General features: G+C 63.1%; 26 protein-coding genes. 20 read left to right on the plus strand and 6 right to left on the minus strand.

The features are described 5' to 3' along the window. Positions 1-12 precede the first annotated feature (12 nt). The 3 genes from CSQ95_RS13015 to CSQ95_RS13025 form a co-directional block, all read right to left on the minus strand. Positions 13-369 carry a DUF883 family protein gene (locus tag CSQ95_RS13015; protein WP_099409807.1) on the minus strand — a complete coding sequence of 119 codons (357 nt, stop codon included), beginning with the start codon at positions 367-369 and terminating at the stop codon, positions 13-15. A 108-nt stretch (positions 370-477) separates the two neighbouring features. After that, a complete protein-coding gene (gene ubiA, locus CSQ95_RS13020) occupies positions 478-1,332 on the minus strand; it encodes a 4-hydroxybenzoate octaprenyltransferase (protein ID WP_099409808.1) in 855 nt (284 codons plus the stop codon). 58 nt (positions 1,333-1,390) lie between these two features. Continuing rightward, the gene (locus CSQ95_RS13025; RefSeq protein ID WP_099409809.1) at positions 1,391-2,329 is read right to left on the minus strand and encodes a hydrogen peroxide-inducible genes activator; all 939 of its coding nucleotides are present in this window, start codon (positions 2,327-2,329) and stop codon (positions 1,391-1,393) included. Between the two features lie 134 nt (positions 2,330-2,463). On the opposite strand from CSQ95_RS13025, the gene CSQ95_RS13030 reads away from it, so the two are divergent. The 8 genes from CSQ95_RS13030 to CSQ95_RS13065 all read left to right on the plus strand — a co-directional run bounded on the left by CSQ95_RS13030 (position 2,464) and on the right by CSQ95_RS13065 (position 12,528). Continuing rightward, complete coding sequence (locus tag CSQ95_RS13030) at positions 2,464-2,703, plus strand: DUF3717 domain-containing protein (RefSeq protein WP_099409810.1); 240 nt, start codon at positions 2,464-2,466, stop codon at positions 2,701-2,703. A 33-nt stretch (positions 2,704-2,736) separates the two neighbouring features. Beyond that, positions 2,737-3,219, plus strand: a complete 483-nt coding sequence (rfaE2, locus tag CSQ95_RS13035) for a D-glycero-beta-D-manno-heptose 1-phosphate adenylyltransferase (RefSeq protein WP_070290092.1) — start codon at positions 2,737-2,739, stop codon at positions 3,217-3,219. Positions 3,220-3,346: 127 nt separating this feature from the next. Then, positions 3,347-4,843: a hypothetical protein gene (locus CSQ95_RS13040; RefSeq protein ID WP_143449965.1), complete on the plus strand. Its 1,497-nt coding sequence runs from the start codon at positions 3,347-3,349 to the stop codon at positions 4,841-4,843. Continuing rightward, a complete protein-coding gene (locus tag CSQ95_RS13045; RefSeq protein WP_099409812.1) occupies positions 4,840-6,309 on the plus strand; it encodes a hypothetical protein in 1,470 nt (489 codons plus the stop codon). Before CSQ95_RS13040 ends, CSQ95_RS13045 begins: the two co-directional genes overlap by 4 nt. A 44-nt stretch (positions 6,310-6,353) precedes the next feature. Next, positions 6,354-6,791 carry a hypothetical protein gene (locus tag CSQ95_RS13050; protein ID WP_099409813.1) on the plus strand — a complete coding sequence of 146 codons (438 nt, stop codon included), beginning with the start codon at positions 6,354-6,356 and terminating at the stop codon, positions 6,789-6,791. Between the two features lie 36 nt (positions 6,792-6,827). Next, entirely contained in the window at positions 6,828-10,526 is a 3,699-nt protein-coding gene (locus CSQ95_RS13055) for a tubulin-like doman-containing protein (protein WP_099409814.1), read from the plus strand. Between the two features lie 33 nt (positions 10,527-10,559). Further along, a complete protein-coding gene (locus CSQ95_RS13060) occupies positions 10,560-11,765 on the plus strand; it encodes a hypothetical protein (RefSeq protein ID WP_099409815.1) in 1,206 nt (401 codons plus the stop codon). Positions 11,766-11,781: 16 nt separating this feature from the next. Continuing rightward, complete coding sequence (locus tag CSQ95_RS13065) at positions 11,782-12,528, plus strand: hypothetical protein (protein WP_070312379.1); 747 nt, start codon at positions 11,782-11,784, stop codon at positions 12,526-12,528. A 113-nt stretch (positions 12,529-12,641) separates the two neighbouring features. Here the strand turns inward: CSQ95_RS13065 and trmL are convergent, their stop codons facing one another. Then, the gene (trmL, locus tag CSQ95_RS13070; protein ID WP_070222564.1) at positions 12,642-13,112 is read right to left on the minus strand and encodes a tRNA (uridine(34)/cytosine(34)/5-carboxymethylaminomethyluridine(34)-2'-O)-methyltransferase TrmL; all 471 of its coding nucleotides are present in this window, start codon (positions 13,110-13,112) and stop codon (positions 12,642-12,644) included. Between the two features lie 39 nt (positions 13,113-13,151). After that, positions 13,152-13,919: a ComF family protein gene (locus tag CSQ95_RS13075; protein WP_099409816.1), complete on the minus strand. Its 768-nt coding sequence runs from the start codon at positions 13,917-13,919 to the stop codon at positions 13,152-13,154. 57 nt (positions 13,920-13,976) lie between these two features. Here CSQ95_RS13075 and CSQ95_RS13080 point away from each other — a divergent pair, with 57 nt between their 5' ends. The 7 genes from CSQ95_RS13080 to CSQ95_RS13105 all read left to right on the plus strand — a co-directional run bounded on the left by CSQ95_RS13080 (position 13,977) and on the right by CSQ95_RS13105 (position 20,027). Next, positions 13,977-14,900 (plus strand): methyltransferase domain-containing protein, encoded by a 924-nt coding sequence (locus CSQ95_RS13080; RefSeq protein WP_227742101.1) that lies wholly within the window; start codon positions 13,977-13,979, stop codon positions 14,898-14,900. Positions 14,901-15,365: 465 nt separating this feature from the next. After that, the gene (gene coxB, locus CSQ95_RS13085) at positions 15,366-16,574 is read left to right on the plus strand and encodes a cytochrome c oxidase subunit II (RefSeq protein ID WP_070222560.1); all 1,209 of its coding nucleotides are present in this window, start codon (positions 15,366-15,368) and stop codon (positions 16,572-16,574) included. Positions 16,575-16,587: 13 nt separating this feature from the next. Then, positions 16,588-18,180 (plus strand): cytochrome c oxidase subunit I, encoded by a 1,593-nt coding sequence (gene ctaD / locus CSQ95_RS13090; protein WP_071079424.1) that lies wholly within the window; start codon positions 16,588-16,590, stop codon positions 18,178-18,180. Between the two features lie 51 nt (positions 18,181-18,231). Then, positions 18,232-18,336, plus strand: a complete 105-nt coding sequence (locus tag CSQ95_RS29840) for a cytochrome oxidase small assembly protein (protein WP_211551746.1) — start codon at positions 18,232-18,234, stop codon at positions 18,334-18,336. 1 nt (position 18,337) lies between these two features. Further along, the gene (locus CSQ95_RS13095; RefSeq protein WP_099409817.1) at positions 18,338-18,910 is read left to right on the plus strand and encodes a cytochrome c oxidase assembly protein; all 573 of its coding nucleotides are present in this window, start codon (positions 18,338-18,340) and stop codon (positions 18,908-18,910) included. A gap of 9 nt (positions 18,911-18,919) precedes the next feature. Next, entirely contained in the window at positions 18,920-19,126 is a 207-nt protein-coding gene (locus tag CSQ95_RS13100) for a DUF2970 domain-containing protein (RefSeq protein WP_099409818.1), read from the plus strand. 40 nt (positions 19,127-19,166) lie between these two features. Further along, positions 19,167-20,027: a cytochrome c oxidase subunit 3 gene (locus CSQ95_RS13105; RefSeq protein WP_070222559.1), complete on the plus strand. Its 861-nt coding sequence runs from the start codon at positions 19,167-19,169 to the stop codon at positions 20,025-20,027. 124 nt (positions 20,028-20,151) lie between these two features. Here CSQ95_RS13105 and CSQ95_RS13110 read toward each other — a convergent pair whose 3' ends face one another. Continuing rightward, on the minus strand, positions 20,152-20,352 hold the full coding sequence (locus CSQ95_RS13110; protein ID WP_046683386.1) for a twin transmembrane helix small protein: 201 nt from the start codon (positions 20,350-20,352) through the stop codon (positions 20,152-20,154). Between the two features lie 36 nt (positions 20,353-20,388). Between CSQ95_RS13110 and CSQ95_RS13115 the strand changes: the two genes are divergently transcribed. Genes CSQ95_RS13115 through CSQ95_RS13135 form a run of 5 tightly spaced genes read left to right on the plus strand, consistent with a single transcriptional unit; the run spans position 20,389 to position 24,429 of the window. After that, a complete protein-coding gene (locus CSQ95_RS13115; RefSeq protein ID WP_099409819.1) occupies positions 20,389-21,135 on the plus strand; it encodes an SURF1 family protein in 747 nt (248 codons plus the stop codon). Beyond that, positions 21,116-21,745 (plus strand): cytochrome C oxidase subunit I, encoded by a 630-nt coding sequence (locus tag CSQ95_RS13120; RefSeq protein WP_099409820.1) that lies wholly within the window; start codon positions 21,116-21,118, stop codon positions 21,743-21,745. Before CSQ95_RS13115 ends, CSQ95_RS13120 begins: the two co-directional genes overlap by 20 nt. Positions 21,746-21,763: 18 nt before the next feature. Next, positions 21,764-22,939, plus strand: a complete 1,176-nt coding sequence (locus CSQ95_RS13125) for a heme A synthase (RefSeq protein WP_099409867.1) — start codon at positions 21,764-21,766, stop codon at positions 22,937-22,939. After that, positions 22,940-23,839 carry a heme o synthase gene (gene cyoE, locus CSQ95_RS13130; RefSeq protein ID WP_099409821.1) on the plus strand — a complete coding sequence of 300 codons (900 nt, stop codon included), beginning with the start codon at positions 22,940-22,942 and terminating at the stop codon, positions 23,837-23,839. Continuing rightward, positions 23,836-24,429: an SCO family protein gene (locus CSQ95_RS13135; RefSeq protein ID WP_099409822.1), complete on the plus strand. Its 594-nt coding sequence runs from the start codon at positions 23,836-23,838 to the stop codon at positions 24,427-24,429. Before cyoE ends, CSQ95_RS13135 begins: the two co-directional genes overlap by 4 nt. Positions 24,430-24,452 lie beyond the last annotated feature (23 nt).

The following is a 24,452-nucleotide window of genomic DNA, read 5'->3' on the forward strand; positions in this document are numbered from 1 at the left end:
CCGCCGGTACTACTAGCGGCGTGACGAGGAGAGCAGCAGGCCGAACAGCACGCCCACGACGGCGCCCGCACCGACGGCTTTCCATGGATTGTCCTGCACGTATTCGTCGGTGGCCTTGGCCGCCTTCTTGGTGCGTTCGAGCAAGTCTTCTTCCAGCTTGATCAAGTCTTTCTTGGCCGTTTCCAGGGTGGCGATGAACTTGTCCTTGACGGCTTTGACATTCTCGCCCGTCTGATCCTTGGCGCCATCGAGCCAGCCTTCCGCTTCATTGATGACGTTTTTCAGGTCGCCGACCAGTTTGTCGCGGGCCTTGTCGGCGTCGGCGAGGATGCTGTCGCTGCTGGATTTTCCGGTATGTATCGAGCTCATGTATTACCTCATGGAAGTGAAACTGCACAGTGAAATACCAGTGTAGGCAGCTGCGGCCAGGCTTGTGTTGCGCCGCCTCAAGGGCTGCCGCGGCGCAAGGATCATTGATTAACGGAAAGCAAAGTCCAGTACCACGCCCGCAAACACCGCTGCTCCTAGCCAGTTATTATGCCGGAATGCCGCAAAACACGGCATACGCTCGCGTGCGCGGATCAGGGTGTAGTGATAAACGGCGCAGCCGGCCGCCACCAGCAAGCCGGCGACGAACCAGTAACGCAAGCCCAGGTACCAGCCGCATGCCAGCCACAGCAGCAGGAAGACGGCATAGCACAGCATGACGATGGCCACGTCGTAGCGGCCGAAGGTGATGGCCGAGGTCTTGATGCCGATTTTCAAGTCGTCGTCGCGGTCGACCATCGCATATTCCGTATCGTAGGCCACGGCCCAGAAGACATTCCCCAGCAGCAGCAGCCAGGCGACAACGGGCACGGAATCCGTGATGGCGGCAAAGCCCATGGGAATGCCGAAGCCGAAGGCGATGCCCAGATAGGCTTGCGGAATCGCAAAGAAGCGCTTGAAGTAGGGATAGGTGCCGGCGATGATGACGGCCGCCACCGACAGTTGCTTGGTCAGCGCATTCAGGGGCAGGATCAGGCAAAAGGCCAGCACGGTCAGTACGCCGGCCACGGCCAGCGCTTCCTTGCCGCTGATGCGTCCGCTGGTGATGGGACGGTCCGCCGTGCGCTTGACGAATTTGTCGATATCCTGGTCGGCGTAGTCGTTGATGGCGCAGCCTGCCGAGCGCATCAGGAAAGTGCCGAGAGTGAAGATGAGCAGCAGCCGCCAGTCCGGCACGCCTTGCTGCGCCAGCCACAGCGCGCACAGGGTAGGCCACAGCAGCAATACGGTACCGATAGGCTTGTCCAGCCGTATCAGGCGGAAATACAGCGCCAGCTTGTTCATGGAAGACTCGATCTTGTTGAAGAGAAAGGTCGATTATCGCAAATAGTATGCAAATGTACTATTCGTCGTCTTCGCACAAGGGGGTGATGCCAGGCAAGTTGCAGCCGGCGATGGCCGCGCACAGGGCGTCGATGGCCGCCTTGCGCGTAAAACTCTTGCGCCACAGCATCACTACCCGGCGCGATGGCACGGGGGTGGCGAAGGGCCGGTATTCGAGCATGCCGTCGGTGGCGTGCATATTGGCGACCGAGGCGCGCGGCAAGACCGTCAGGCCGATACCGCTGGCCACCATGTGGCGGATGGTTTCCAGAGAGGAACCTTCGAACGTGCGCTGCATGCCGTTGCCGGGCGAGGAAAAGCGCGCCATTTCGGGGCACACTTCCAGCACCTGGTCGCGGAAGCAGTGGCCATTGCCCAGCAACAGCATGGTTTCCGATTTCAGGTCCTGTGCGGCGATTTTTTCACGCGCCGTCCACGGATGCTGGCGCGGCATGGCCACGACGAACGGTTCGTCATACAGTGCCTGGATGGCCATGCCGTGATCGGGCAGGGGCAGTGCCATGATGGCCACGTCCAGTTCGCCTTGGCGCAGCAATTCGAGCAGGCGAACCGTGAAGTTTTCCTGCAAAATCAAAGGCATCTGCGGCACCTGGTCTATCATGGCCTTGACCAGCGGCGGCAGCAGGTAGGGGCCGATCGTATAGATCACGCCCAGGCGCAGGGGGCCGGCCAGCGGATCCTTGTTCTGCTTGGCGAGTTCCTTGATGGCGGCCGTCTGTTCCAGCACGCGCTCGGCTTGCGCGATGATCTGCGCGCCCAGGGGCGTGACGGAGATTTCCGCGCCGCCCCGTTCGAACAGGACCACGCCCAATTCGTCTTCGAGTTTCTTGATGGCCACTGACAGGGTGGGCTGGGCAACGAAACAGGCTTCGGCGGCGTGGCCGAAGTGCTTCGCTCGCGCGACTGCAACGATATATTTCAGTTCAGTCAGTGTCATAGGTTGATTGAAACACAGGAAGTACTTACTTGCAATGAATGAAAGGTGGCGCAAACGTGAAACTGTGGCGCCGATGGCGTATTGTAGCGGATCGCCCCCTATAATGCGGGAGCGGGCGGCGGAAGGAGAGGGCGATGGAACTGCGGATGCAGGCGCTGGAAGCGGCGATCAATTACTGGCGTGCCCGGCAACCGGCGCGCGGCAATGAATATGCGCTGTCGCCACCCGTCAGCCGCCTGGCCGGCGTGTATGCGCTGATGATTTATTACCGGCAAGATCGCATCGCCGAAGAGGGCCTGGATCCTGCCATTCTGGCCTTGATCGATGCCTGGCGCCGCGATGCCGCTGGCATCCAAGGCGATAGCCACGCCTGAGTGTGACCGTATTTAACCCAACAAGAGATATCCATGCCTGATTTTGAAAACAAACTGTGCGGCCGTGACGAATTGCGCGCCCGCGCCGCGGCCCTGCCGAAACCGGTGGTAGTGACGAACGGCGTGTTCGACATTTTGCACCGCGGCCACGTGACGTATTTGGCGCAGGCGCGCGCGCTGGGCGCCTCGCTGATCGTTGCCGTGAATACTGATGCTTCGGTGAAACGCCTGGGCAAGGGCGACGATCGTCCCCTGAACAGCTGTGAAGACCGCATGGCCGTGCTGGCCGCGCTGGAAGCGGTGAGCCTGGTCGTGCCGTTCTCGGAAGACAGCGCCCTGGAAGTGGTGCAGGAGATCGAACCGGAAATCTATGCCAAGGGCGGCGACTACGACATGGCGGCCATCCCCGAAGGACGCGCCGTGCTGGCGTATGGCGGCCAGGCCGTGGCCATCGATTTCGCGCACGACCGCTCGACCACCAAGCTGTTGACGAAAGTGCGGACGCAGCAGGGCTGAGGACCGTCGTCAATGTTTCCATACAGATAAAAAGACGTTACTATGAGAACTGCCAGGGCTGCGACTTCGTTTCGACAGCCCCAGCACGTTACACCGTCTGATATGCATTGCTTGTCATAGAAAATACATGGATCATAAAACTTCTGGGGATTGGCCACTGCCCTCCGGCGCCTGGTACGTCGATGACGCGGGCGCATGGAGCATGCAGCGCAGCGCGGACGGCCAGAACGTCTCGCCTTTGGTGAGCCATGCCGATATCGGCAAGCTGATGCTGGCGCGGCGCCTGCCCGCGGCGGCCGGCGCGCCCGTGCGGCAGTTTCCGCCCGAATTTGCGTTCGACCCCGCCTCGGGCGCGGCCTTGCAAGTGCCGCCCGAGGCGGCCGCCACGCCGTCCGGGGTGGCGCCTTGGGTTCCTCCTTTCGGCGCGCATCCTGTCAGCGATGTGCCGCCGGCCGGTCCGGCCGGCTTGCGCCAGGCCAGCGTACCGCTGAAGCTGGCCGACCAGCGTGCGCGCGAAGAGCATGCGCAAGCCGATGCCTCGCTGCCCATGCCGCCGCCCGGCGAATACGAATTCTTTTCCGCCCGGTTCGGCACCAGCGCGCCCGCGCTGCTGGCGCTCGACCCGCGCAAGGCCGTCCTGCACGCCTGGCTGCCCGCTTCGAAACGCTGGCTGGCGCTGGACCCCGACTATGGCAGCTTGCTGGCCGAATCGGACCTGGCCCACGGCGCCTGGCGCGCCGAGCTGGTGCCGGAATTCAATAGCGTGCTGGTCTTGCCGACCAGCCATGGCCTGGCCTGCATCCGTCCCGACGTGCCTTCGCTGACCTACGAGGTCGAGCACGTGGGCGGCGCGCCGTGCGTGGCCGCGCCCGTTTGGTTCCAGAGCCGCCTGTGGGCACCGCTGCGCGACGACGATGGCCGCATCCGCTTCGTCAACCTTGATGCGCAACAAAAGCCGGGCAGCGATGTGCTGCTCGACGGCGTGGTCGACCTGGGCACCGTCAGCGCCCCCGTGGCCTACAACCGCATGGCCGTGTGGCCTTGCGCCAACGGCCAGCTCCGGCTGCAGCTGCAGCCGGACGGCAACGTGGCCGCTTCGTTTACGCCCTGGCCCGAAGGGCTGGTGCCGCATTTCGAATTCGGCAGCCCGTACGTGTCGCGCGATGGCGGCCTGTGGCAGCTGTGCTTCGAGCGCAGCCGCGGCACCTATGTCTACGTGAAACTGGGCGCGCAGTCCGAGCGGGCCGACGCGCTGGCGCCGCGCCTGTGTTCGGGCAGCTTCAATTACCGCTTCGCCGCCAAGCTGAAAACGGCGCCGTGGGAAGAACCGGAACACGGCGACGATGGCGGCAAGAACCAGGCCGTCATGCCCTTGCTGGAATCGGGCGGGGGCAGCAGCGTCTTCGGCGTCAAGTTCGCCACCAGCGCCGGCCTGTCGAGCGTGCTGCGCTCGAGCGAGCGCCTGGCGGCCCAGCTGGTGCAGGACGACGAATTGCGCGAGACCGTGTTCCACACGTTCGCCGTCAGCGAGCCGTGGCGCGTGCGCCTGTTTGTGCATGAAGGCATGCTGTGGGCCTACCACCCGCTGCTGTCGCGCATCGATGGCTGGGCCTTGCAGGCATGAAGGCGCGCTTACTGACCGTGGCCAGTGCCGCGTTTTTCAGCGCCGCCGCCGCGCATGCGGCCGGCATCCAGCAAGCGTTTCTGGTGCAAAACTCGGGCTGGATGGAGCCGTTCTACACGGATGAGCATTCGCAGCTGAAAGCCCTGGTGGGCGCCGTGGCGCAGGCTGCGACGAGTCCGTCCGACAAGGTCTACACCCTGGCCTTCAGCCAGAGCAGCGGCAGCAATGTGTCGCCAGCGCTGATCGGGCAAGGGCAGGGCGGCGCCGGCGTGGCCGGCCAGCTGGCGAACTTGGGTCTGGCGCGCAAGAGCGCCGGCGGCGCGCTGGCCGACACGGATTTCCAGGAAGCCGTGACCAAGACCATCACGGGCCCGTTCCAGTCCGCGTCCGGCATCGTGTGGATTTTTACGAATAACAAGAACAGCCCGAACAACGACAGCCAGACGGCCGAGCGCAACCGCGATTTTTACCGCTTGCTGCACCTGGAACCGTCGATCACCAAGACGGTGGTGTTTCCGCTGCGCATGCCCGTGCAGGGCAAGCTGTACAGCGCCAAGGGCTTGATGGTGTATGCGCTCGCGTATGGCCAGCCCGCGTCCGAGGCGTTGACCCGCATCCTGGCCGAGGGGCGGCTGTCGCAAGTGCTGACGCGTCCGCCCGCGCGGCTGAAACCGGTGGACCAGGATGCCGTGCGCATCGTGCCCCAGTCCGTCAAGAACAGCGCCAATGTGCACGCCAGCCTGGGCCGCGACGGGCGCACCATCGTGCTCGACGTCGATGCGGCGAACCTGGTGCCGCAAGTGGTGCTGCAGGCGTCGCTGCAAAACATGTTTTTCCCGTACGTGATCGACAGCGCCAGGGTGCACGCCAGCCTGGCGGGCCAGAACGCGCCGCTGCACGTTGCGCCAGATCAAATCCGCCAATTGCAGCCGGGTGCCAGCCAGTCCGTGCAGGTGCAGTTTGCGTTGCCGATGGCGCAGATTCCGTCGCCGTGGTCAGCGCAGGCGATGGCCGCCATGGGCAAGCAGGTGCTGCTGCCCATGCAGGCGCAGGTGGGCCTGTCGGAACAGCGGCTGGCGCTGGCGTCCAGCTTCGGCAAGGATTTGCAGGAACTGTTCCCCGGCGATCCGATCTCCGGCATGTTCACGCCGCCCGACAGCGTGCGCGCGTCGCAGGCGACGATCCCGCTGCTGGTGCGCATCCAGTATCCGCTCTTGCCCGTGCTGGTGATACTCGGCGGCGTGCTGGCGCTCGTGCTGGGTTTGCTGGCGCTGGGTTTGCTTGGCACGCGCGCCACGCGCTACAAGGTGATGGCCGACGGCGTGCAGCGGCAAGTGCTGCTCAAACCATTCAAAAGCGTGCAGATCCGCGACGATGACGGCCGCGACATTGGCGAACTCAAGCGTGGCCTGGGCAAGCCGGCCGTCGTGCGCGTGGCCGAAGGCCATACCCTGAGCCTGGCCTGATAACGATTTCCTTTTAAACTATTCAAATCCACCAGAGGCATACCATGGCGCAAGAGACTCCAAAAGACAACGCAGGCTTTACCTTGCCGGCCCCGGCATCCGCGCCGCCGGCCGCCGATGCGCCGGGCGCACCAGCATCCACCACGGCCACTACCGAAGCTGCACCCGCGCTCGATCCTGCCAGCACGACCGACACCTCGTCGCGCGACACCCTGGTCGGCGGCGTCGTGCTGTTGCTGCTGTTCATCGCCTTTTTCTTTGCCAAGAATGCCTATGCAAATGGCCTGGTGGCCAAGCGCGTGCCGCCGAACAAGGCCAATGCCTCGGGCTGGTGGCTGTTCATCTTCCTGGCCAGCCTGGCGACGGGTGTCGTGCTGGCGGCCGTGAATGCGCATAAATTCCTCGCGCCGCTGTTCATGGGACCGCTGGTACTGGTGGGCCTGGTCGCGTTACTGTTGACCTTTACTTCCAGCCGCCGCTAAGAATACGCCGTTGCACGCATCATCGAAGGAATCACCATGGCAGAGAACCTGAACCAAACCATCCCCGGCGGCGCCAACGAGCGCAAGCAGGACAAGATCATCGAACTGCGCCCGACCCTGTTCATCGGCATCGGCGGCACGGGCATGCAGGTGCTGATGCGCGTGCGCCGGCGCATCCTCAACACCCTGTGGGGCGGCGCGGGCAACCGCACGCGCATCGAGGGCTTGGCCGACTTTCCCATCGCGCAATTCATCCATTTCGACCTCGACAATGGCGCCGTGATCGAAAGCGGCGAGTCGCAGGCGAAGGACTTGCAGTTCGACCAGGTGAAGTTCACGGACGACGACAAGGTGGTCGAATCGTTCGACATGGACAAGTACAGCCGTGATGAAGATTCCTTGGAGAAATATCCGCACATCAAGGAATGGTTGCCGCTGACGCCGCAGCGCATCCGCGAGCTGCGTTTCGACATGAGCAGCGGCGCCGGGCAGATCCGCGCCGTGTCGCGCCTGTATTTCTTCGACAAATACGCGAAGATCCGCGACAAGATCCGTTTGAAGCTGAAAGCGCTGAAGGCGGGCCTGTCGCACGAGCGCCAGCTGGCCGAACTGGGTTTGCGCATGGAAACGAACCGTTTCCGCATCGTCATCGTCGGTTCCGTGGCGGGCGGCACGGGGTCCGGTTCCTTCCTCGACATGGGCTTGCTGGCGCGCTGGCTGGCGCGCAGCGAAGTGGGCGCGGCCGACGTGGAGCTGATGCTGTTCTTGCCGACCGGCTACACCAAGGCCAACAAGGACCGGGTCGAGGCCAACGGCTATGCGGCGCTGATGGAGCTGGAATCGGCCATGATGGGCAACAAGGGCTATGTGGGCCGCTGGGATGCGTACGACCGTCCGGAGCTGACGCGCGAGCCGTACAGCGAGGTGTACCTGATCGATTCGGGCAATCTTGCCCAGCAGCACACCAAGGATGTCAGCGACGTTTACCACATGGTGGCCGACTCGCTGTTCGAGGATTTCGCCTCGGCCGACTTCGCCCGCGCCAAGCGCTCGATCGCCGTCAACCAGGCGCAGCACAAGAACTCGCTGTACAACGCGCCCGTGCCGCAAGACCGCTTCGGCGACATGCGCCTGTATTTCTCGAAGCGCTTTTCCTCGTTCGGCATGGCCGTGCTCGATACGCGCCAGGAAGCGGCGCGCGACGAGCGTGCCCACCGCTGGGCCGGCGCCATGCTGCAAGCGTTCTTTGGCGTGGGCGGCACGGATGCGGGCGCCAACCGCGCCACGGATACGCAGCGCGATAATTTCCTCGCCGCAAATATGTTCCTGAAGGGCACGCCGTTCAGCGATTTCCCCGAATTTTCGGACAAGAGCATCGAACTGAAGCGCTCCAGCGGCGACTTCATCGATTTTCGCGTCGTCGACGAATTGCTGGAAGACCGCCACGGCCACTTGCTGGCCGGCGTGGAAAACCGCGTCAATACGCGCATCAACGATATCCGCACGGGTTTCGACCGCGGCGAATGGCCGGCGCAGGTGCGCGACGCCATGAAACACCTGGAACGCGATGCCGTGCGCGACCAGGATTCCACGGCCGATACGACGGAAGACCGCATCAGCAAGCGCCGCCGCGAAGTGCTCGACGACGTCAAGAAAGTCGTGCGCGACCAGTTGTATGGCTATCTTGACAATAAAGAATTCGGCGGCCTGGAATACGTGTTGTCGCTGGTGGAACAGATCAAGGACCGCATCGAGGCGCCGGGCAGCGGCTTGACGGCGCAGATCGGCGCGAATGCCGAGCGCTACCGCGAAATCAAGGAAGCCGTGCGCTCGCGCGAATACGAGCGGCTGTTGAACAACCTGGAGCAGACGCGCAGCACCTTCGGCTTCCTCAGCAATGGCGAAAAGCAGGCGGGCGTGGTGATGGACCATCTGCGCACGGAAATGGCGAATGCGCTGAAATTCCATTTGCGGGCCAAGGCGGCGGACGAGTCCGTCATCCTGCTGGGCGAGCTGTCGCGCTGGCTGGGCAACCGGGTCGGCGTCGATGCGCAGGGCCGCGCGCAGTGGAATGGCCTGGTGGGCGAACTGCAAACGGGCCGCGAAGGCGTGCTGGCCATGCTGGCGGAACTCAAAACGGCCAATACCATCCTGCAAAAGGACCTGGACAAGGAACACGCGACCCTGATCGTCATTCCCGTCACGGAAAAAGACATTGCGCTGCCGTCGGCGGCCACCTTGCGCCAGTGGGCCGATGAAGCGTTCAAGGACATGGGCGGCTCGAAAGCGCTGTTCCCCATGCTGGGCGAACCGGCGCAACGGGGCTTGATCCTGGCCAAGGTGACGCGCATGGCCGAGAACATGATCGCCACGGCGGGCCTGGCCGAAGGGGCGACGAGCACGCCCGACCCCCTGTTCGAGGCGCTGGAACAGATGGACGTATCCGAACGCCTGGACCGCTTCCGCAAGCTGCTGGCCTGCTCCATGCCCTGGATCGACGCCAACATGGCGGGCGACTTCACGGTCGTGTCGGACCAGTTCAAGTGCGTGATCGGCGTGGCCAACGCGGCCGCCTTCAAGGCGAAGTTCGGCGCCGAGCTCGAATCGTGCGTGCCGACCCAGGTGGGCATCACGGTGAGCCAGCTGGAAATCGTCGAGACGGGCATCCGCGGGCGCGCCGTCTGCTATTGCGAGCTGGCCGGCGTGCCGATGACGGTGCTGCGCGGCCTGGAAGGCTGGCGCACCAGCTACCGCAAGGAAGGCGACAACGACAAGGCGCCGACCCACACGCATATCGATCCGACGCAATTCACGCACCCGATCGCGCCCAATACCGATGAAATGAAGCGCCTGGCCGAGGATTTCGGCGAGTTCCTGCAAGCGATCATGCTGGGCGTGCTGACGCGCCACACGGGCAGAGTCGTGCCGCCAGGCCAGTACCAGTTTGCCGTCGAACCGGGCGACCTGCGCCGCATCGGCAACGAACGGGCCATCCGCCAGAACGGCATGCCTGCCTCGTACGAGAAAAATATCGCCCTGCGCATCGAGGAAAAATTGACGGCGCTTGACGCCGTGCAGACGGCGGCCATGGCGGCGCTGGCAAAATACTATGAACGCACCGTGTATGCGCCCAAGCTGGTGGCGCAGGCCGATGGCTCGCAGCTGCCGTACGTCGGCTTTGGCAGCGCCATTTCCGCCGAGCTGGGCGCGCGCCTGCGCGAATCGGCGCGCCGCAAGGGCATGGCCAGCGATGAGCTCGACCGCACGGTGCAAGCCTTGCTGGGGCGCCTGAAGGAATGGGCGAACGTGATCGGCGACTCCGACGGCGACGCTTACGACTGGGAAGTGCGCGAGCCGGAAGCGGACGGCCAGCCCCGGTTGAAATATGCGATCAAGGGAGAAATGCTGGAAGCGGGACGCCTGGAGCAATTGCTGCGCCCGGCCAGCGCGCCGGCCGCTGGCGTGGCGCCGGCCTTCGGCATGGTGCCGCCACCGCTGGGCGGCATGCCGCCGCCGCTGGTGGAATACCAGTATTTCCTGGGCATAAACGGCCAGCAGCAGGGACCGTTCACGGCCCAGCAGATCGTGCAGTACGTGCAGGGGGGGCAGGTCGTGCCAGCCACCACCAAGGTGTGGCGCGCCGGTTTGCCAGCCTGGGCCGAGCTGGCCCAGTTCCCCGAGCTGGCGCCCTTGTTCCTCAGCGCGCCGCCACCGTTGATGCCGCCGCCTCTGTGAACGCTGGAATGACGTTGGAATGAAGGATTAGTTTTGGATATCTGCAACAAATGCAAGACGGGCCTGTGGACCGTTGTCAGCCATTGCCCCTACTGCGGGCAGGCGCAGGCTGGCGTAGTCCAGCCAGCCGCGGCCATGCCGCCGCCGCTGCCTGTGCCGGTGGCGGCGCCGGCGCCGGCGCCAGTATCGCCGCCAGTGGCGCCGAAGCCGCCGCCCCAGCCGGTGGTGCCCGCGTCTGCGCCGAAAGCGCCGCCCAAGCCGGCTCCGGCTCCGGCGCCGGTGCCGCCGCAGGCCGCGCCAAAGCCCGTGCCGCCACCGGCGCCTGCACCAGCAACACCACCGCCGCCGCGCAAGTGGCTGCGCTGGCTGGGCGGCGCCGTCGTGCTGGCGGCCGTCATCGTCTACATGAATGGCAAGCCGGGCGGCAAGAGTGAATCGGCCTGCAATGACGCCATCGACAGTGGCTTGAAACTGGTGGCGAATGGCAGCCTGGACGGCGCCCGCCAGAAGTTGGCGACGGCGAAAAATGTGTGTACGGGCAAGTCCAGCGCCAAGGCCGACGATCTGCAGGCGGCGATCGGCAAGGCCGGTGCCGCATCGGGCAGTTGCCAGCGCGGCGTGCGCGCCATCGAGCGCAATATTGACGGCCATCAATTGCAAAGCGCCGCCAGGGGCATTGCCGGGCTCGACATCGATTGCGCGGGCGCTGCCAGCGTGGATTCCTTGCGCAAGCAGCTGGCGCGCCAGCAGGCGGCAGCCGCGTCCGTGCTGGTCGGCGTGCGCCAGGCGCTCGATGGCAAGGATGCGACGGCGGCCCGTAATGGCATCGCCAGGCTGGAAGCGATCGACCGCGAAGCGGTGGAATTGCCGCAGCTGAAGGCCGACGTGCAGGCGCTGTCGATGGCGGCGCCCGTTTCTGCCCCGTCACCGGCGCCGGCAGCAATGCCGGCACAGCAGGAACCGGCGCCCGCGCGCGCGGTCGAACGTCCAGTGGTGACCGAACGCCGTCCGCTGGAAACGTCGCCCGTCGATAGCGGCGCGGCCATGCGTAACGAGATGGCGCAATCGTTCCTGCGCGATGCCGAGCGTTCATTGTTGGAAGGTAAGTTCGATGCGGCCAAGACGTATCTGGAAAGCGCGCGCCGCGTCGATCCGGGCAATGCGCGCATCGACAATCTGTCGCGCCGCATCCGCGAGCGCGAACGGCAAGTGCTGCAGACGGAAACAACGATCAATTAGTCATCCGGGAGTCACCATGCTGAATCACACCACCTTGCGCGCCGTCGCTGCGCTGACCATCGCGGCCATGCTGACCGGCTGCGCCACGGCGACTATGAGCCCGAACGGCGTGCGCCAGGACAGTTCCTATCCGCAAGGCGGCGCCCAGGCGGCCACGGATGAGGATCCGTGCAGCGTGGGCACGTCGGCGGCGGCCGGTGCGGCCGTGGGCGCGCTGCTGGGGGCGCTGGCGGGCGGCAAGAATGGCGCGCTGAAGGGCGCGGCCATCGGCGGTGGCCTGGCGGCGGCCGGTTGCCTGGCCATCAATGTCAATTCGCGCCAGACCAAGACGGCGGCGCAGGCGGACCGCGACTACATCCGTACGCGCGGCGCCTTGCCGCGCGAGCCGCAAGTGGTGTCGTACACGCCGCAGCTGAGCGCGTCGACCGTCAAGCGCGGCCAGCCGTTCAAGGTCAACTCCGTGGTGGAGCTGGTCAACGGCAGCGCGCAAAGCGTCAACGACGTGCGCGAAGAACTGGTGGTGCTCGACCCGCAAGGCCAGCCATTCAAGTCCGGCTCGAAAGCCCTGGCCAGCAACAACAAATCGGGCGGTCGCTTTGAAAACTCGTTCGAGCTGACCTTGCCGGCCGGCGTGTCGCAAGGCGTGTACGGCGTCAAGACGAATCTGTACGTGAATGGCAAGCTGGCCGCCACGCGCGATTTGCGCACGCAGCTGGTGATGCTGGACGACAATAGCGGCGCGGCGCGGCTGGCGCTGCGCTGATCGCCGTATGCAAATGCGTAGGTCGGATTAGCGGGGTAAAGCCCCGCGTAATCCGACAACACCACTAACGCCAACAATGTTGTCGGATTACGGCCCCTTGGGCCTAATCCGACCTACGCGCCGCCGGCGTATCCATGCTGGCGCCAGGCCTCGTAGACAACGACGGCCACCGTATTCGATAAATTCAAACTGCGGTTGTCGGGGCGCATGGGCAGGCGGATGCGTTGCTCTGCCGGGAAACCGTCGCGCAGGGCTGGATCGAGGCCTTTCGTTTCCGAGCCGAACACGAACACGTCGCCCGGCAGGAAGGCCACGTCGCCGAACGGGCGCGAGCCGCGCGTCGTCATGGCGAACATGCGGGCGGGGTCGGGCTGGGTATCGGCCAGGAAGGCTGCCCAATTCTTGTGCACCTTCATCTTCGCGTAATCGTGGTAATCGAGGCCGGCGCGCTTCATCTTGGCATCGTCGAGGGGAAAGCCCAGCGGTTCGACCAGATGCAGCTGCGCGCCCGTGTTCGCGCACAGGCGGATGACGTTGCCCGTATTGGGCGGGATTTCAGGTTCTACCAAAACAACGTGAAACAAAATGCTCTCCTTGGTCTATCTCTCATATATACAGCGAATTTAATGCGGCGGCGTGCGCGCCACCACCAATATGCTGACCCTGGCCGCCCCCGCGCGCTTGCAGGCGGCCGCCAGGGCGTTGACGGTATGGCCGCTGCTCATCACGTCGTCGACGATGCCGACATGGCATCCTGGCAATAACGCCGCATGGTCCGGCGCGATGGCGAACGCGTGCGCCAGGTTGGCTTGCCGTTCCTGCGGCGCCACGCCGCTTTGCGCCCGCGTTTCGCGCACCCGCAGCGCCAGCCGGGGCTGTAAAGGTATATCCAGCAGGCGCGCCAGCGGGCGGGCAATTTCCAGCGCTTGGTTAAAACCCCGCTCGGCCAGCCGTGCCGGGCCCAAGGGCACCGGGCACAGCAATTGTGGCGCTTGCCACTCCTGCTGTTGCTGAATGGCAACATGCAGCAGTTCTGCGAACAGGGGCGCCAACGCCAGGCGCGCGCCGAATTTCAGCTGCAGCAGCAACTGGTCGACGGGCGCCGCATAGTCAAACGCCGTGACGGTGGCGTCATATGCGGGCTGCTGGCGCAAACAGCGCCCGCAGAGTTGAGCCACCTCAATGTCAGCGAGCGGATTGGCGCACTGGCGGCAGCGGTGGCGCAGTTGCCCGCGTCCTTGCCCCAGGTACTGCGCGCGGCAAGGCGGGCACAGCACTTGCGGGCAACCCATGCCGCACAGCGCGCACTGGGCCGGCAGCACGGTGGCGCCTAGCCACAGTCGCAACGCCCGCCAGGCGGCATCAAATTGTTGCCGGGTAGCGGTCCGCATCGCGATGGCGTCGTTCCATGTACACTGCCGACATTATCTCACCTCACCCGATTCAACATGCCAGTTCCCACCAGTCCGCCCAAAATGAGTGCGCCCATCGATGCGGTGCAAGTACGCGATTTCTTTTCCCGTCCGGCGCGCGTCGCGCCGTCGGACTTCCTGCGCCGCGAAGTGTCGGCACGCATGCACGAGCGCCTGGAGCTGGTGAAAATCACGCCGCATCGCGTGCTTGACGCCGGTTGCGGCCCCGGCGCGGACCTGGCGCAATTGCACAAGGATTATCCCGCTGCGCAGATTATCGGTCTCGATGCAGCGCAAGCGATGATGCAGGCGGCGCGCGCGCCCGCGTCGAAACTGGCCAGCCTGAACCAGTTCCTTAGCAAGTTGCTGCCGGCCAAGACAGGCGTGGATTTGTTGTGCGGCGACCTGGGCGACCTGCCGCTGGCGCAGGGCAGCATCGACCTCGTGTGGTCGAATCTGGCGCTGCACTGGCATGCCCAGCCCGACCGCGTGTTTGCCGAATGGCGGCGCGCGCTGCGCCTCGATGGCTTGCTGATGTTTTCCTGCTTCGGCCCCGACACCTTCCGCGAAGTGCGCGACGCGTTTGCCGAGGCCGATTTATATCCGCACGCCTTGCCCTTTGTCGATATGCACGACTTTGGCGACATGCTGGTCGAGACGGGCTTTTCCACGCCCGTGCTGGACATGGAGATCATCACCGTCACCTACGACACGGCAGAAAAACTGCTGGCCGACGTGCGCGCCTTTGGCGGCAACCCGCTCACCACGCGCCGGCGCGGCCTGATGGGCAAGGCGGCCTGGCAGCGCATGCTGGCCGCGCTGGAAAAGACGCGTCGTCCCGACGGCAAGCTGGGTCTGAGTTTCGAAGTGATCTATGGCCATGCCTTCCGTCCCGCGCCGCGCGTGACGCGCAATGGCGAAGCGATCATCCGCTTCGATCTGCCGCGCAAGCCTAAATAAAATGGCAAAGAAACCGATACTTGGTCGCATTCGCGCGCGATGTGGCAACTTGGCGTTGCAAAGCGCGCGGCGGCCGGGAGAAGGGCGCGCACAAAGCCGATTATTGCTTGATGGATTCAAGTTTACTTGATTATAATCATTGATTGTTTGTCAGCTTGCTAATTGAAAAAAACAAGGGCTGCATACAAAATAAAAAAAACAAAGCGAGACTTATTCGAAGTTACTGCATTAGTATAGTAACCATCTTCCACACGAGGCCATTTCGATGTGGGGAAGAAAAACAGGGTTCCAGCATGGTTGCGCGCCGCCGTTTTTTGCTGCGGCAGCCAGCATGGAATTCGCTGGTGCTTGACGCACATGGCCGCATTCCGGCCGTGTTGCTTTCATGGAGGAGCGGCAGCGGTCCAGTACGGAGAAATCCGCAGCCGTTTAAAATATCATTATTTTTGGGTGGTTGGGGAAAACATGACACATGCAAAGCGACTTCAATCGTTGCTGCTCGGGCTGTCTTTGACAGCGTTTGGCATCGGGCGATGGGCCACGGCGGCACCGGCTGCCAGCACCTATCCCGGCACCGGCGGTCCCGTGCCGTTCGAAATGAATCTGCAACCGCCGGCGACACAGATCGCCCATGAAATCTACGATTTGCACACCCTGATGATGATCATCTGCCTGGTGATCTTCGTGGCGGTGTTCGGCGTCATGTTCTATTCCATCTTCAAGCACCGCAAGTCCCTGGGCCACAAGCCGGCCACTTTCCACGAAAGCACCACCGTCGAGATCGCCTGGACCGTCGTGCCTTTCCTGATCGTCATCGGCATGGCCCTGCCTGCCACGCGCACCGTGGTCGGCATGAAGGACACCTCGAACGCCGACATCACCATCAAGGCCACCGGCATGCAGTGGAAATGGGGCTATGACTACCTGAAAGGCGAGGGCGAAGGCATTTCCTTCCTCTCCAACCTGGCCACGCCGCGCTCGCAAGTGGGTGCGCCAGGCGCGCCGCCGACGGAAAAACGGGGCGAAAATTACCTGATCGAAGTCGATAACGAAGTCGTCGTGCCGGTCAACAAGAAGATCCGCGTGGTACTGACGGCCAACGACGTCATCCACGCCTGGTCCGTGCCCGCCTTCGGCGTCAAGCAGGATGCGATTCCCGGCTTCGTGCGCGACACCTGGTTCAAGGCCGACCATATCGGCACCTTCCGCGGCAATTGCGCCGAGCTGTGCGGCAAGGAACACGCGTTCATGCCCATCGTCGTCAAGGTCGTGTCAGCCGACGACTACAAGGCTTGGGTTGATGTAAAACAAAAGGAAATGGCCGCATTGGCTGATGATCCAAGCAAGGTGTGGACCATCGACGAATTGAAGGTCAAGGGCGAGAAAGTGTATACGGCCAACTGCGTGGTCTGCCACCAGGCGACCGGCAAGGGCGTACCGGGGGCATTTGCGCCGCTGGACGGCTCGGCCGTGGTGAACGGCCCGAAAGCCGATCAGATCCACGTCTTGCTGAACGGGCAAAAGAGCGGCAAGTATCCCGCGGAAATGCCAGCATGGAAACAGCTGTCCGACACGGAAATTGCCGCAGTGATCACTTACACGCGCAATTCCTGGTCGAACAAGGCCGCAGAGAACATCGTTCAACCAGCCGAAGTCGTGGCTGCACGCAAGTAATTAGGAGCCGCATATGAGTACTAGCACGAGCACCTTGGACCACGCCGGTCACGACCATGCCCACGACCACCCGACCGGCTACCGCCGCTGGCTGTTTGCCACCAACCACAAGGATATCGGCACCTTGTACCTGTGGTTCTCGTTCATCATGCTGCTGTCGGGCGGCGTGCTGGCCCTGATGATCCGTACGGAACTGTTTCATCCGGGCTTGCAATTCTTTCACCCGGAATTTTTTAATCAACTGACCACCATGCACGGCCTGGTGATGGTGTTTGGCGCCATCATGCCGGCCTTCGTCGGCTACGCCAACTGGATGATCCCGCTGCAAGTGGGCGCTTCCGACATGGCGTTTGCCCGCATGAACAACTTCTCGTTCTGGCTGCTGCCGCCGGCCGCGCTGCTGCTGGCCACGTCCTTCCTCGTACCGGGTGGCGCCACGGCTGCCGGCTGGACCCTGTATGCACCGCTGTCGACGCAGATGGGCCCCGGCATGGACATGGCGATTTTTGCAATGCATCTGATGGGCGCCTCGTCCATCATGGGTTCGATCAACATCATCGTCACCATCCTGAACATGCGCGCCCCCGGCATGACCCTGATGAAAATGCCGATGTTCTGCTGGACCTGGCTCATTACCGCGTATCTGTTGATCGCCGTCATGCCCGTGCTGGCCGGCGCCATCACCATGACCCTGACGGACCGCCATTTCGGCACCTCGTTCTTTAATGCGGCAGGCGGCGGCGACCCCGTCATGTACCAGCACATCTTCTGGTTCTTCGGCCATCCCGAGGTCTACATCATGATTCTGCCGGCTTTCGGCATCGTCTCGCAGATTCTGCCCGCGTTTGCCCGCAAGCCATTGTTCGGCTATGCCTCGATGGTCTACGCCACGGCGTCGATCGCGATTCTGTCCTTCATCGTCTGGGCGCACCACATGTTTACCACCGGCATGCCGGTGACGAGCCAGCTGTTCTTCATGTACGCGACCATGCTGATCGCCGTGCCGACGGGCGTGAAAGTGTTCAACTGGATCGCCACGATGTGGAAGGGCTCGATGACGTTCGAAACGCCGATGCTGTTCTCGGTCGGCTTCATCTTCGTGTTTACCATGGGCGGCTTCACGGGCCTGATCCTGGCCGTCACGCCGATCGACATCCAGCTGCAGGATACCTATTATGTGGTGGCGCACTTCCACTACGTGCTGGTGGCCGGTTCGCTGTTCGCCCTGTTCGCCGGTTTCTACTACTGGTCGCCGAAATGGACGGGCCATATGTACAACGAGACGCGCGGCAAGATCCACTTCTGGCTGTCGCTGATCACGTTCAACGTGACCTTCTTCCCGATGCACTTCCTGGGCCTGGCCGGCATGCCGCGCCGCTACGCCGATTATCCGGCGCAGTTCACGGACTTTAATATGATCGCCTCGATCGGCGGCTTCGGTTTCGGCCTGATGCAGGTGTACTTCCTGTTCTTCGTCGTCTTGCCGACCATCCGCGGCGGCAAGGCTGCGCCAGCGAAACCATGGGAAGGCGCGGAAGGCCTGGAATGGACCGTGCCGAGCCCGGCGCCGTTCCACACGTTTGAAACGCCGCCGACAGTGAAATGAGGTATCCCGGGCCGGCGTGTTGCGCGGCCCGTCTTGAATAAAGTGCCTGTCATGACCGAACGTAAAAAACCGAACAACCTGCGTACCGGGCTGATACTGGGGGCCCTGGCGGCCTTCTTCTTCCTGTCCGTGTTCGTCAAGCGCATGTGGCTCTGACGTGACGACGCCCCACCAACAGGAAACACGCGGCCTGAACCGCAAGATGCTGGGCAAGCTGCTCGTCATTGCCGTGCTGATGTTCGGTTTTGGCTATGCCCTGATTCCCGTCTACAAGCAGATTTGCGAAGTGATGGGCATCAACGTGCTGACGCAAAAAGATGGCACGGTGGCTTACGACAACAATACGCAGGTTGATACGACGCGCAGCATCACCGTCGAGTTCGACGGCAATGCGCAAGGGCCTTGGCGTTTCCGCCCGACCGTCTCGAGCATGCAGGTGCATCCGGGCGAACTGGTGACCGTCATGTATGAAGTGGTCAATACACAAAACCGCGTCGTCAACGCGCAAGCCATCCCCAGCTACGCGCCGCAGAGCGCCACGCCGCATTTCAAGAAGGTCGAGTGCTTCTGCTTCAAGCAGCAGACCTTGAAACCGAAGGAAGCGCGGCAGATGCCGGTGGTGTTCTTCCTCGATCCGGCCCTGCCGAAAGAGGTGAAGACCATCACCCTGTCGTACACGTTTTTCGAGATTGCCGGTCTGAGCCAGGCTCAAACGCCGGCCGTCCAATAGGAGAGTGTCATGGACGAATCCAAGCAGTCTGAAAAAGCGTCGTTCCTGTATTCGCTGCGGGCCGTCGTCTGGTCGTTCACGGGACTGCGCCGCAAGAGCGATTTCGACACGGACTCGGCCAAGCTCAATCCCGTGCACATCGTCATCGCCGGTTTCCTGGTGGTGGCTTGCCTGATCGGCATCCTGATTTCAATTGTTAAATTCGTCGTTTTATAAATTATAAAAAACCACCCTATAAGTTTTTGAGGAGATGATGATGAGTTCCAACCACGCCGCCGTACCTTATTATTTCGTGCCCGGCCCGTCGCGCTGGCCCATGCTGGGCGGCGCCAGCCTGCTGCTGACCATGATCGGTGCCTCGGCCTGGGTCAACGACGTCTCCTGGGGACCATACGTGAATTACTTGGGCATCGCGGGCATCCTGCTGGTGCTGTATTTCTGGTTCGGCGACGCCATCAGCGAATCGGAGCAGGGCCTGTACAGCGAGCGCATCGACCACTCCTTCCGCTGGAGCATGAGCTGGTTCATCTTTTCGGAAGTCATGTTCTTCGCCGCCTTCTTCGGCGCCCTGTTCTACGCGCGTAGCATCTCGATGCCGTGGCTGGCCGACCTCGACCACAAGGTGATCTGGCCCGATTTCGCCGCCCACTGGGGCAATACGGGCCCGGCCGGCACGGTGCAGGAATTTACCACCATGACGCCGTTCTGGATTCCGACCATCAATACGGCCCTGCTGCTGACGTCGGGCGTCACCTTGACGATTTCCCACCACGCGCTGCGCGCCGGCCACCGCGCCATGACGGCCCTGTTCCTGTTCGCCACCATCGTGCTGGGCGCCATCTTCATGGGCTTCCAGGTCTACGAATACATGCACGCCTACAGCGAACTGAACTTGAAATTGACGTCCGGCATCTACGGCGCCACCTTCTTCATGCTGACGGGCTTCCACGGCTTCCACGTGACCCTGGGCGCCATCATGCTGTCCGTCATCCTGTACCGCGTGCTGAAAGGCCACTTCACGCCCGAGCACCACTTCGGCTTCGAAGGCGCCGCCTGGTACTGGCACTTTGTCGACGTCGTCTGGCTGGGCCTGTACGTGGTCGTGTATTGGTTATAATGGCGGGGCAGGGCGCGCGCCGTTGACGCCTGCGCCTGCACCATAAAAAAAAGCCGTACCGGGACATCCTGGGTACGGCTTTTTTCTTAGTGTGAAGAATTTGCCAATCAGGCAATGCCGGGCCTTAATGAATTCCCGTCGGCTGGATGTAACCCAGATGGTGTGCCAGCAGGATCAGCAAAAACAGGGTGATCGACAAGCCCACGCGCAGGGCCAGCGCCTGCACGGTGCGGTTGCTCTTGCCCTTGTCGCGCATGAGGAAGAACAGGGCCGAGCCCAGGCTGCCCAGGATCAGGATGAAGGCGATGGCAACGAGGATTTTCATGGATGGTAGCGCCAAGCTTGAGGAGGTTTCATTGTAATGCGTATCCGCTTCCATTTTAGATGGATTCCATTTGTTGTAATGCTGCTACTGGTGGCGTTGGGCGTGTCGCTGGCGCAATGGCAGCAGCGCCGCGGCGATGAAAAACTCGCCCGCGCCGCCCGGCTCGAGGCCGGCAACCAAGCCGCGCCGCTGGCCTTGACGGCCGTACCGCTGCTGCCGGACGATGCGCAAGCGATCGAGTACCGCCGCGTCACCGTCACGGGCCGTTTCGTGCCCGCCTGGACGGTCTACCTGGACAACCGCCCCTACAAGGGCCAGGCCGGCTTCCACGTGCTCACACCATTCCAGATTGACGGTTCCGCCATGCACGTGCTGGTGGCGCAGGGCTGGTTGCCGCGCAACAATGCCGAGCGCACGCGCATTCCCGATTACGCCACGCCGGCCGGTACCGTCACCATTACGGGCATCGCGCGCCTGAACGCGGGCCATGTGATGGAACTGGGCACGGCGACGGCCCTGGCGCCGTACGCCATCGTGCAAAATGCCGATATCGGCCAGCTGGCCCGGGCCAGCGGCCTGGCCCTGCAGCCATTTATCCTCGAACAAACAGTCGACCCAGCAGCGGCGCCAGCGGCCAGCCAGCTTCCCGTGCGCGACTGGCCGGCGCCCGACCTGGGCGCCGACAAGCACCGCGGCTATGCATTCCAGTGGTATGCACTGGCACTGATGGCTTTTTTATTTTTTGTCTTTACAGGATTTCGACGTGCAAACAAACAGCCCTGAAGCAACGCAAGACAACGGCAACAAGCAGCTGCAAAACACGGGACGGTGGAAACTATTGGCCGTGGTGGCCGTGTGCGCCTTTCCCATCATCGCCTCGTATTTCACGTATTACATCATCAAGCCCACGGGCCGCAACAACTACGGCGCCCTGATCGACCCGCGCCTGTATCCGATTCCGGAAGCCCAGCTGCAGGTGACGGAACTGGACGGCAAGCCCGCGCCGCTGGCCCAGTTCAAAGGCAAGTGGGTGCTGCTGCAGACGGGGCCGTCCGATTGCCAGGAAGCGTGCAAGAAGCAATTGTTTGACATGCAACAACTGCGTTTGATGCAGGGCAAGGAACGTGAACGCCTCGAGCGGGTCTGGCTGGTGACGGACGCTCAGCCGCTCGACACGCTCGTGATGCGGGAATTCGACGGCACCAGCATGCTGCGCGTGAATAATGACGCCTTAAAGGCCTGGCTGCCCGTGGAGCCGGGCGGCAAGACCAGCGACCACTTATATTTGATCGATCCGCTGGGCAACCTGATGATGCGCTTCCCGAAAGACGCAGACCCGAACAAGATCAAGAAAGACATCGCCAAGCTGCTTAAAGCTTCGGCGATCGGTTAAGGGGAACGCATGCCGACGATGCATCTTTCCGCGCTGGCCCAGCTGGGCTTGACGGGTCTGCTGGTGGCGCTGCTGCCTTTGAGCATGGTGTGGGTGTCTGCGGACGCCAATAAATACCGCAAGCTCGTGTGGATCGCCGTCTTCCTGACGGTCGACCTGATCATGTTCGGCGGTTTTACGCGGCTGTCCGATTCCGGCCTGGGCTGTCCCGATTGGCCAGGCTGTTATGGTTCTGCCAATCCTTTCCTCGCGCACGAACACATCGTCGCGGCGGAAACCCTGATGCCGACCGGTCCCGTCACGGTGGTGAAAGCGTGGATCGAAATGACGCACCGTTACCTGGCCATGGCCATCGGCGTGCTGATCGTGGCGATGATGGTGCAGGCGTGGCGCCAGTGGAGAAAGAGCAAGCGCGAGGAATTCGCCCCCGCGCTGCCGACGGCGCTGTTCCTGTTCGTCTGCCTGCAAGGCGCGTTCGGCGCCTGGACCGTCACCTTGAAGCTGCAACCGGTGATCGTCACCATCCACTTGCTGCTGGGCATGGGCTTGCTGGCCATGCTGACGTGGCTAGGCGGGCGCCAGGATCATGCCGTCAAACCCCTGCTGCGCGCCGATGCGGACGCTGCCGTGCTGCGCCCCGTGCGCGCGCTGGCTGTCATGTCGCTCGTGCTCTTGACGGTGCAGATCGCGCTCGGTGGCTGGGTGAGCACCAACTACGCCACGCTGGCCTGCACGGATTTCCCCCTGTGCGGCGGCAAGGTCATTCCGGAGATGGATTTCGAGCATGGTTTCCACCTGTGGCGCGAACTGGGCAAGACGGCCGCCGGCCACTATTTGCCGTTTTCCGCGCTGACGGCCATCCACTGGGTGCACCGCAACTTCGCCTTCATCGTGCTGGCCGGCATCGGCTATACCGTGTGGCGGGCGTGGAAATTGCCATCCTTGCGCGGCACGGCCCGCTGGGTGGCGCTGGTGCTGGCCCTGCAGGCGGCCACGGGCCTGGCGACGATTTACCTGAGCTGGCCATTGTCGATTGCCGTCCTGCATAACGGCGGGGCGGCGCTGCTCGTGTTGTTGCTGACCATGTTAAACTACAGGGCTAAATTCCAACTCGATGTAGCGCGCAATGTTCAGCGCGCTTGCGCCGCCGCGCCAGTGCCCTCGGCACCAGCCAGTTCTTCCCGTACCGCATAAATGACTACTCAGACCATCAGCCGTAAACCATCTCCCCGCATCGCCCAGTACTGGGCGCTGACCAAGCCCCGCGTGACGCAGCTGGCCGTATTTTGCGCCGTCATCGGCATGTTCCTGGCCAGCGAGGAGTTGCCTGACTGGCACGCGGTGGTGTTCGGCACCATCGGCATCTGGCTGCTGGCCGGCGCCGCGTTTGCCGTCAATTGCCTGGCCGAGCGCGAGATCGATGCGCGCATGGCCCGCACGGCGCGCCGCCCGATGGCCATGGGCGACATCACGGTGAAACAGACGGTGGTGTTCGCGCTCGTGATCGGCGGCCTGGGCATGGCGATCCTGTATCACCTCGTCAATCCGCTGACCATGTGGCTGACCTTTGTCACGTTTGTCGGCTATGCGCTGATCTACACCATGGTGCTCAAACCCGCCACGCCGCAAAATATCGTCATCGGCGGCCTGTCAGGCGCCATGCCGCCCGCGCTGGGCTGGGCGGCCGTCGCCAATGACGTGCCGATGCAGGCGTGGCTGCTGGTCCTGATCATTTTCGTCTGGACGCCGCCGCACTTCTGGGCGCTGGCCATGTACCGGCGCGACGATTACGCGCGCTCGGGCCTGCCCATGCTGCCCGTCACGCACGGCATGCAATTCACGCAATTCCACGTGTGGCTGTACTCGATCGCGCTGGCCGCCACCACCTTGCTGCCGTACGCCGTGCGCATGAGCGGTCTGATCTACCTGGCTTCGGCCGTGATGCTCAATGCCGGCTTCCTGTATTACGCCTGGAAGATGTACCGCCACTACACGGACTTGATCGCGCGCAAAGCTTTTACGTATTCCATCGTCTACCTGGCATTGCTGTTCGCGGCCTTGCTGGTCGATCACTACATTCCCCTCGGCACATGAAAAAAACCCTGACTCTGTTGTTGGCGGCCGCCCTGGCCGTCGTCCTCGCCGGCTGCGGCAAGCCTGCCGCACCGAAGCTGGCATTCAAGAACACGGACGTGACGGGCCTGGGCTACGCGCGCGAATTCGCGCTGACGGACCACACGGGCCAGCCGCGCACCCTGGCTGACTACAAGGGCAAGCTGGTGCTGATGTTCTTCGGCTACACGCAATGCCCGGACGTGTGCCCCACGACCATGGCCGACATGGCGCAGGTGATGCGGGAAATGGGGCCGCAGGCGGACCAGGTGCAGGTGCTGTTCGTCACCGTCGACCCCGAGCGTGACACGCAGCAATTGCTGGCCCAGTATGTGCCCGCCTTCGACAAGCGCTTCGTGGGCCTGTATGGCGATGCGGCCGCGACGGCCAAGGTGGCCAAGGAATTCAAGGTGTATTACGCCAAGGTCGAAGGCGAAACGGACAGCAGCTACACGGTCGACCATACGGCCGGCACCTATGTGTTCGACCGCGAAGGCAAGATCCGCCTGTTCGTGCGACATGGCGAAAAGCCTGCCGCCATCGCGCACGATCTTAAACTTCTGCTATCCTGATCCGGTCGCGCCCCCGGGCGCCA

Source organism: Janthinobacterium sp. BJB304 (assembly GCF_002735765.1).
Taxonomy (GTDB): Bacteria; Pseudomonadota; Gammaproteobacteria; order Burkholderiales; family Burkholderiaceae_D; genus Janthinobacterium.

Excerpts from the sequence above, each read along its gene's own strand:
- CSQ95_RS13015 (WP_099409807.1), bottom strand. The coding sequence starts at position 369 with ATGAGCTCGATACATACCGGAAAATCCAGCAGCGACAGCATCCTCGCC.
- ubiA (WP_099409808.1), bottom strand. The coding sequence starts at position 1,332 with ATGAACAAGCTGGCGCTGTATTTCCGCCTGATACGGCTGGACAAGCCT.
- CSQ95_RS13025 (WP_099409809.1), bottom strand. The coding sequence starts at position 2,329 with ATGACACTGACTGAACTGAAATATATCGTTGCAGTCGCGCGAGCGAAG.
- CSQ95_RS13030 (WP_099409810.1), top strand. The coding sequence starts at position 2,464 with ATGGAACTGCGGATGCAGGCGCTGGAAGCGGCGATCAATTACTGGCGT.
- rfaE2 (WP_070290092.1), top strand. The coding sequence starts at position 2,737 with ATGCCTGATTTTGAAAACAAACTGTGCGGCCGTGACGAATTGCGCGCC.
- CSQ95_RS13040 (WP_143449965.1), top strand. The coding sequence starts at position 3,347 with ATGGATCATAAAACTTCTGGGGATTGGCCACTGCCCTCCGGCGCCTGG.
- CSQ95_RS13045 (WP_099409812.1), top strand. The coding sequence starts at position 4,840 with ATGAAGGCGCGCTTACTGACCGTGGCCAGTGCCGCGTTTTTCAGCGCC.
- CSQ95_RS13050 (WP_099409813.1), top strand. The coding sequence starts at position 6,354 with ATGGCGCAAGAGACTCCAAAAGACAACGCAGGCTTTACCTTGCCGGCC.
- CSQ95_RS13055 (WP_099409814.1), top strand. The coding sequence starts at position 6,828 with ATGGCAGAGAACCTGAACCAAACCATCCCCGGCGGCGCCAACGAGCGC.
- CSQ95_RS13065 (WP_070312379.1), top strand. The coding sequence starts at position 11,782 with ATGCTGAATCACACCACCTTGCGCGCCGTCGCTGCGCTGACCATCGCG.
- CSQ95_RS13075 (WP_099409816.1), bottom strand. The coding sequence starts at position 13,919 with ATGCGGACCGCTACCCGGCAACAATTTGATGCCGCCTGGCGGGCGTTG.
- CSQ95_RS13080 (WP_227742101.1), top strand. The coding sequence starts at position 13,977 with ATGCCAGTTCCCACCAGTCCGCCCAAAATGAGTGCGCCCATCGATGCG.
- coxB (WP_070222560.1), top strand. The coding sequence starts at position 15,366 with ATGACACATGCAAAGCGACTTCAATCGTTGCTGCTCGGGCTGTCTTTG.
- ctaD (WP_071079424.1), top strand. The coding sequence starts at position 16,588 with ATGAGTACTAGCACGAGCACCTTGGACCACGCCGGTCACGACCATGCC.
- CSQ95_RS29840 (WP_211551746.1), top strand. The coding sequence starts at position 18,232 with ATGACCGAACGTAAAAAACCGAACAACCTGCGTACCGGGCTGATACTG.
- CSQ95_RS13100 (WP_099409818.1), top strand. The coding sequence starts at position 18,920 with ATGGACGAATCCAAGCAGTCTGAAAAAGCGTCGTTCCTGTATTCGCTG.
- CSQ95_RS13105 (WP_070222559.1), top strand. The coding sequence starts at position 19,167 with ATGAGTTCCAACCACGCCGCCGTACCTTATTATTTCGTGCCCGGCCCG.
- CSQ95_RS13110 (WP_046683386.1), bottom strand. The coding sequence starts at position 20,352 with ATGAAAATCCTCGTTGCCATCGCCTTCATCCTGATCCTGGGCAGCCTG.
- CSQ95_RS13115 (WP_099409819.1), top strand. The coding sequence starts at position 20,389 with ATGCGTATCCGCTTCCATTTTAGATGGATTCCATTTGTTGTAATGCTG.
- CSQ95_RS13125 (WP_099409867.1), top strand. The coding sequence starts at position 21,764 with ATGCATCTTTCCGCGCTGGCCCAGCTGGGCTTGACGGGTCTGCTGGTG.
- cyoE (WP_099409821.1), top strand. The coding sequence starts at position 22,940 with ATGACTACTCAGACCATCAGCCGTAAACCATCTCCCCGCATCGCCCAG.
- CSQ95_RS13135 (WP_099409822.1), top strand. The coding sequence starts at position 23,836 with ATGAAAAAAACCCTGACTCTGTTGTTGGCGGCCGCCCTGGCCGTCGTC.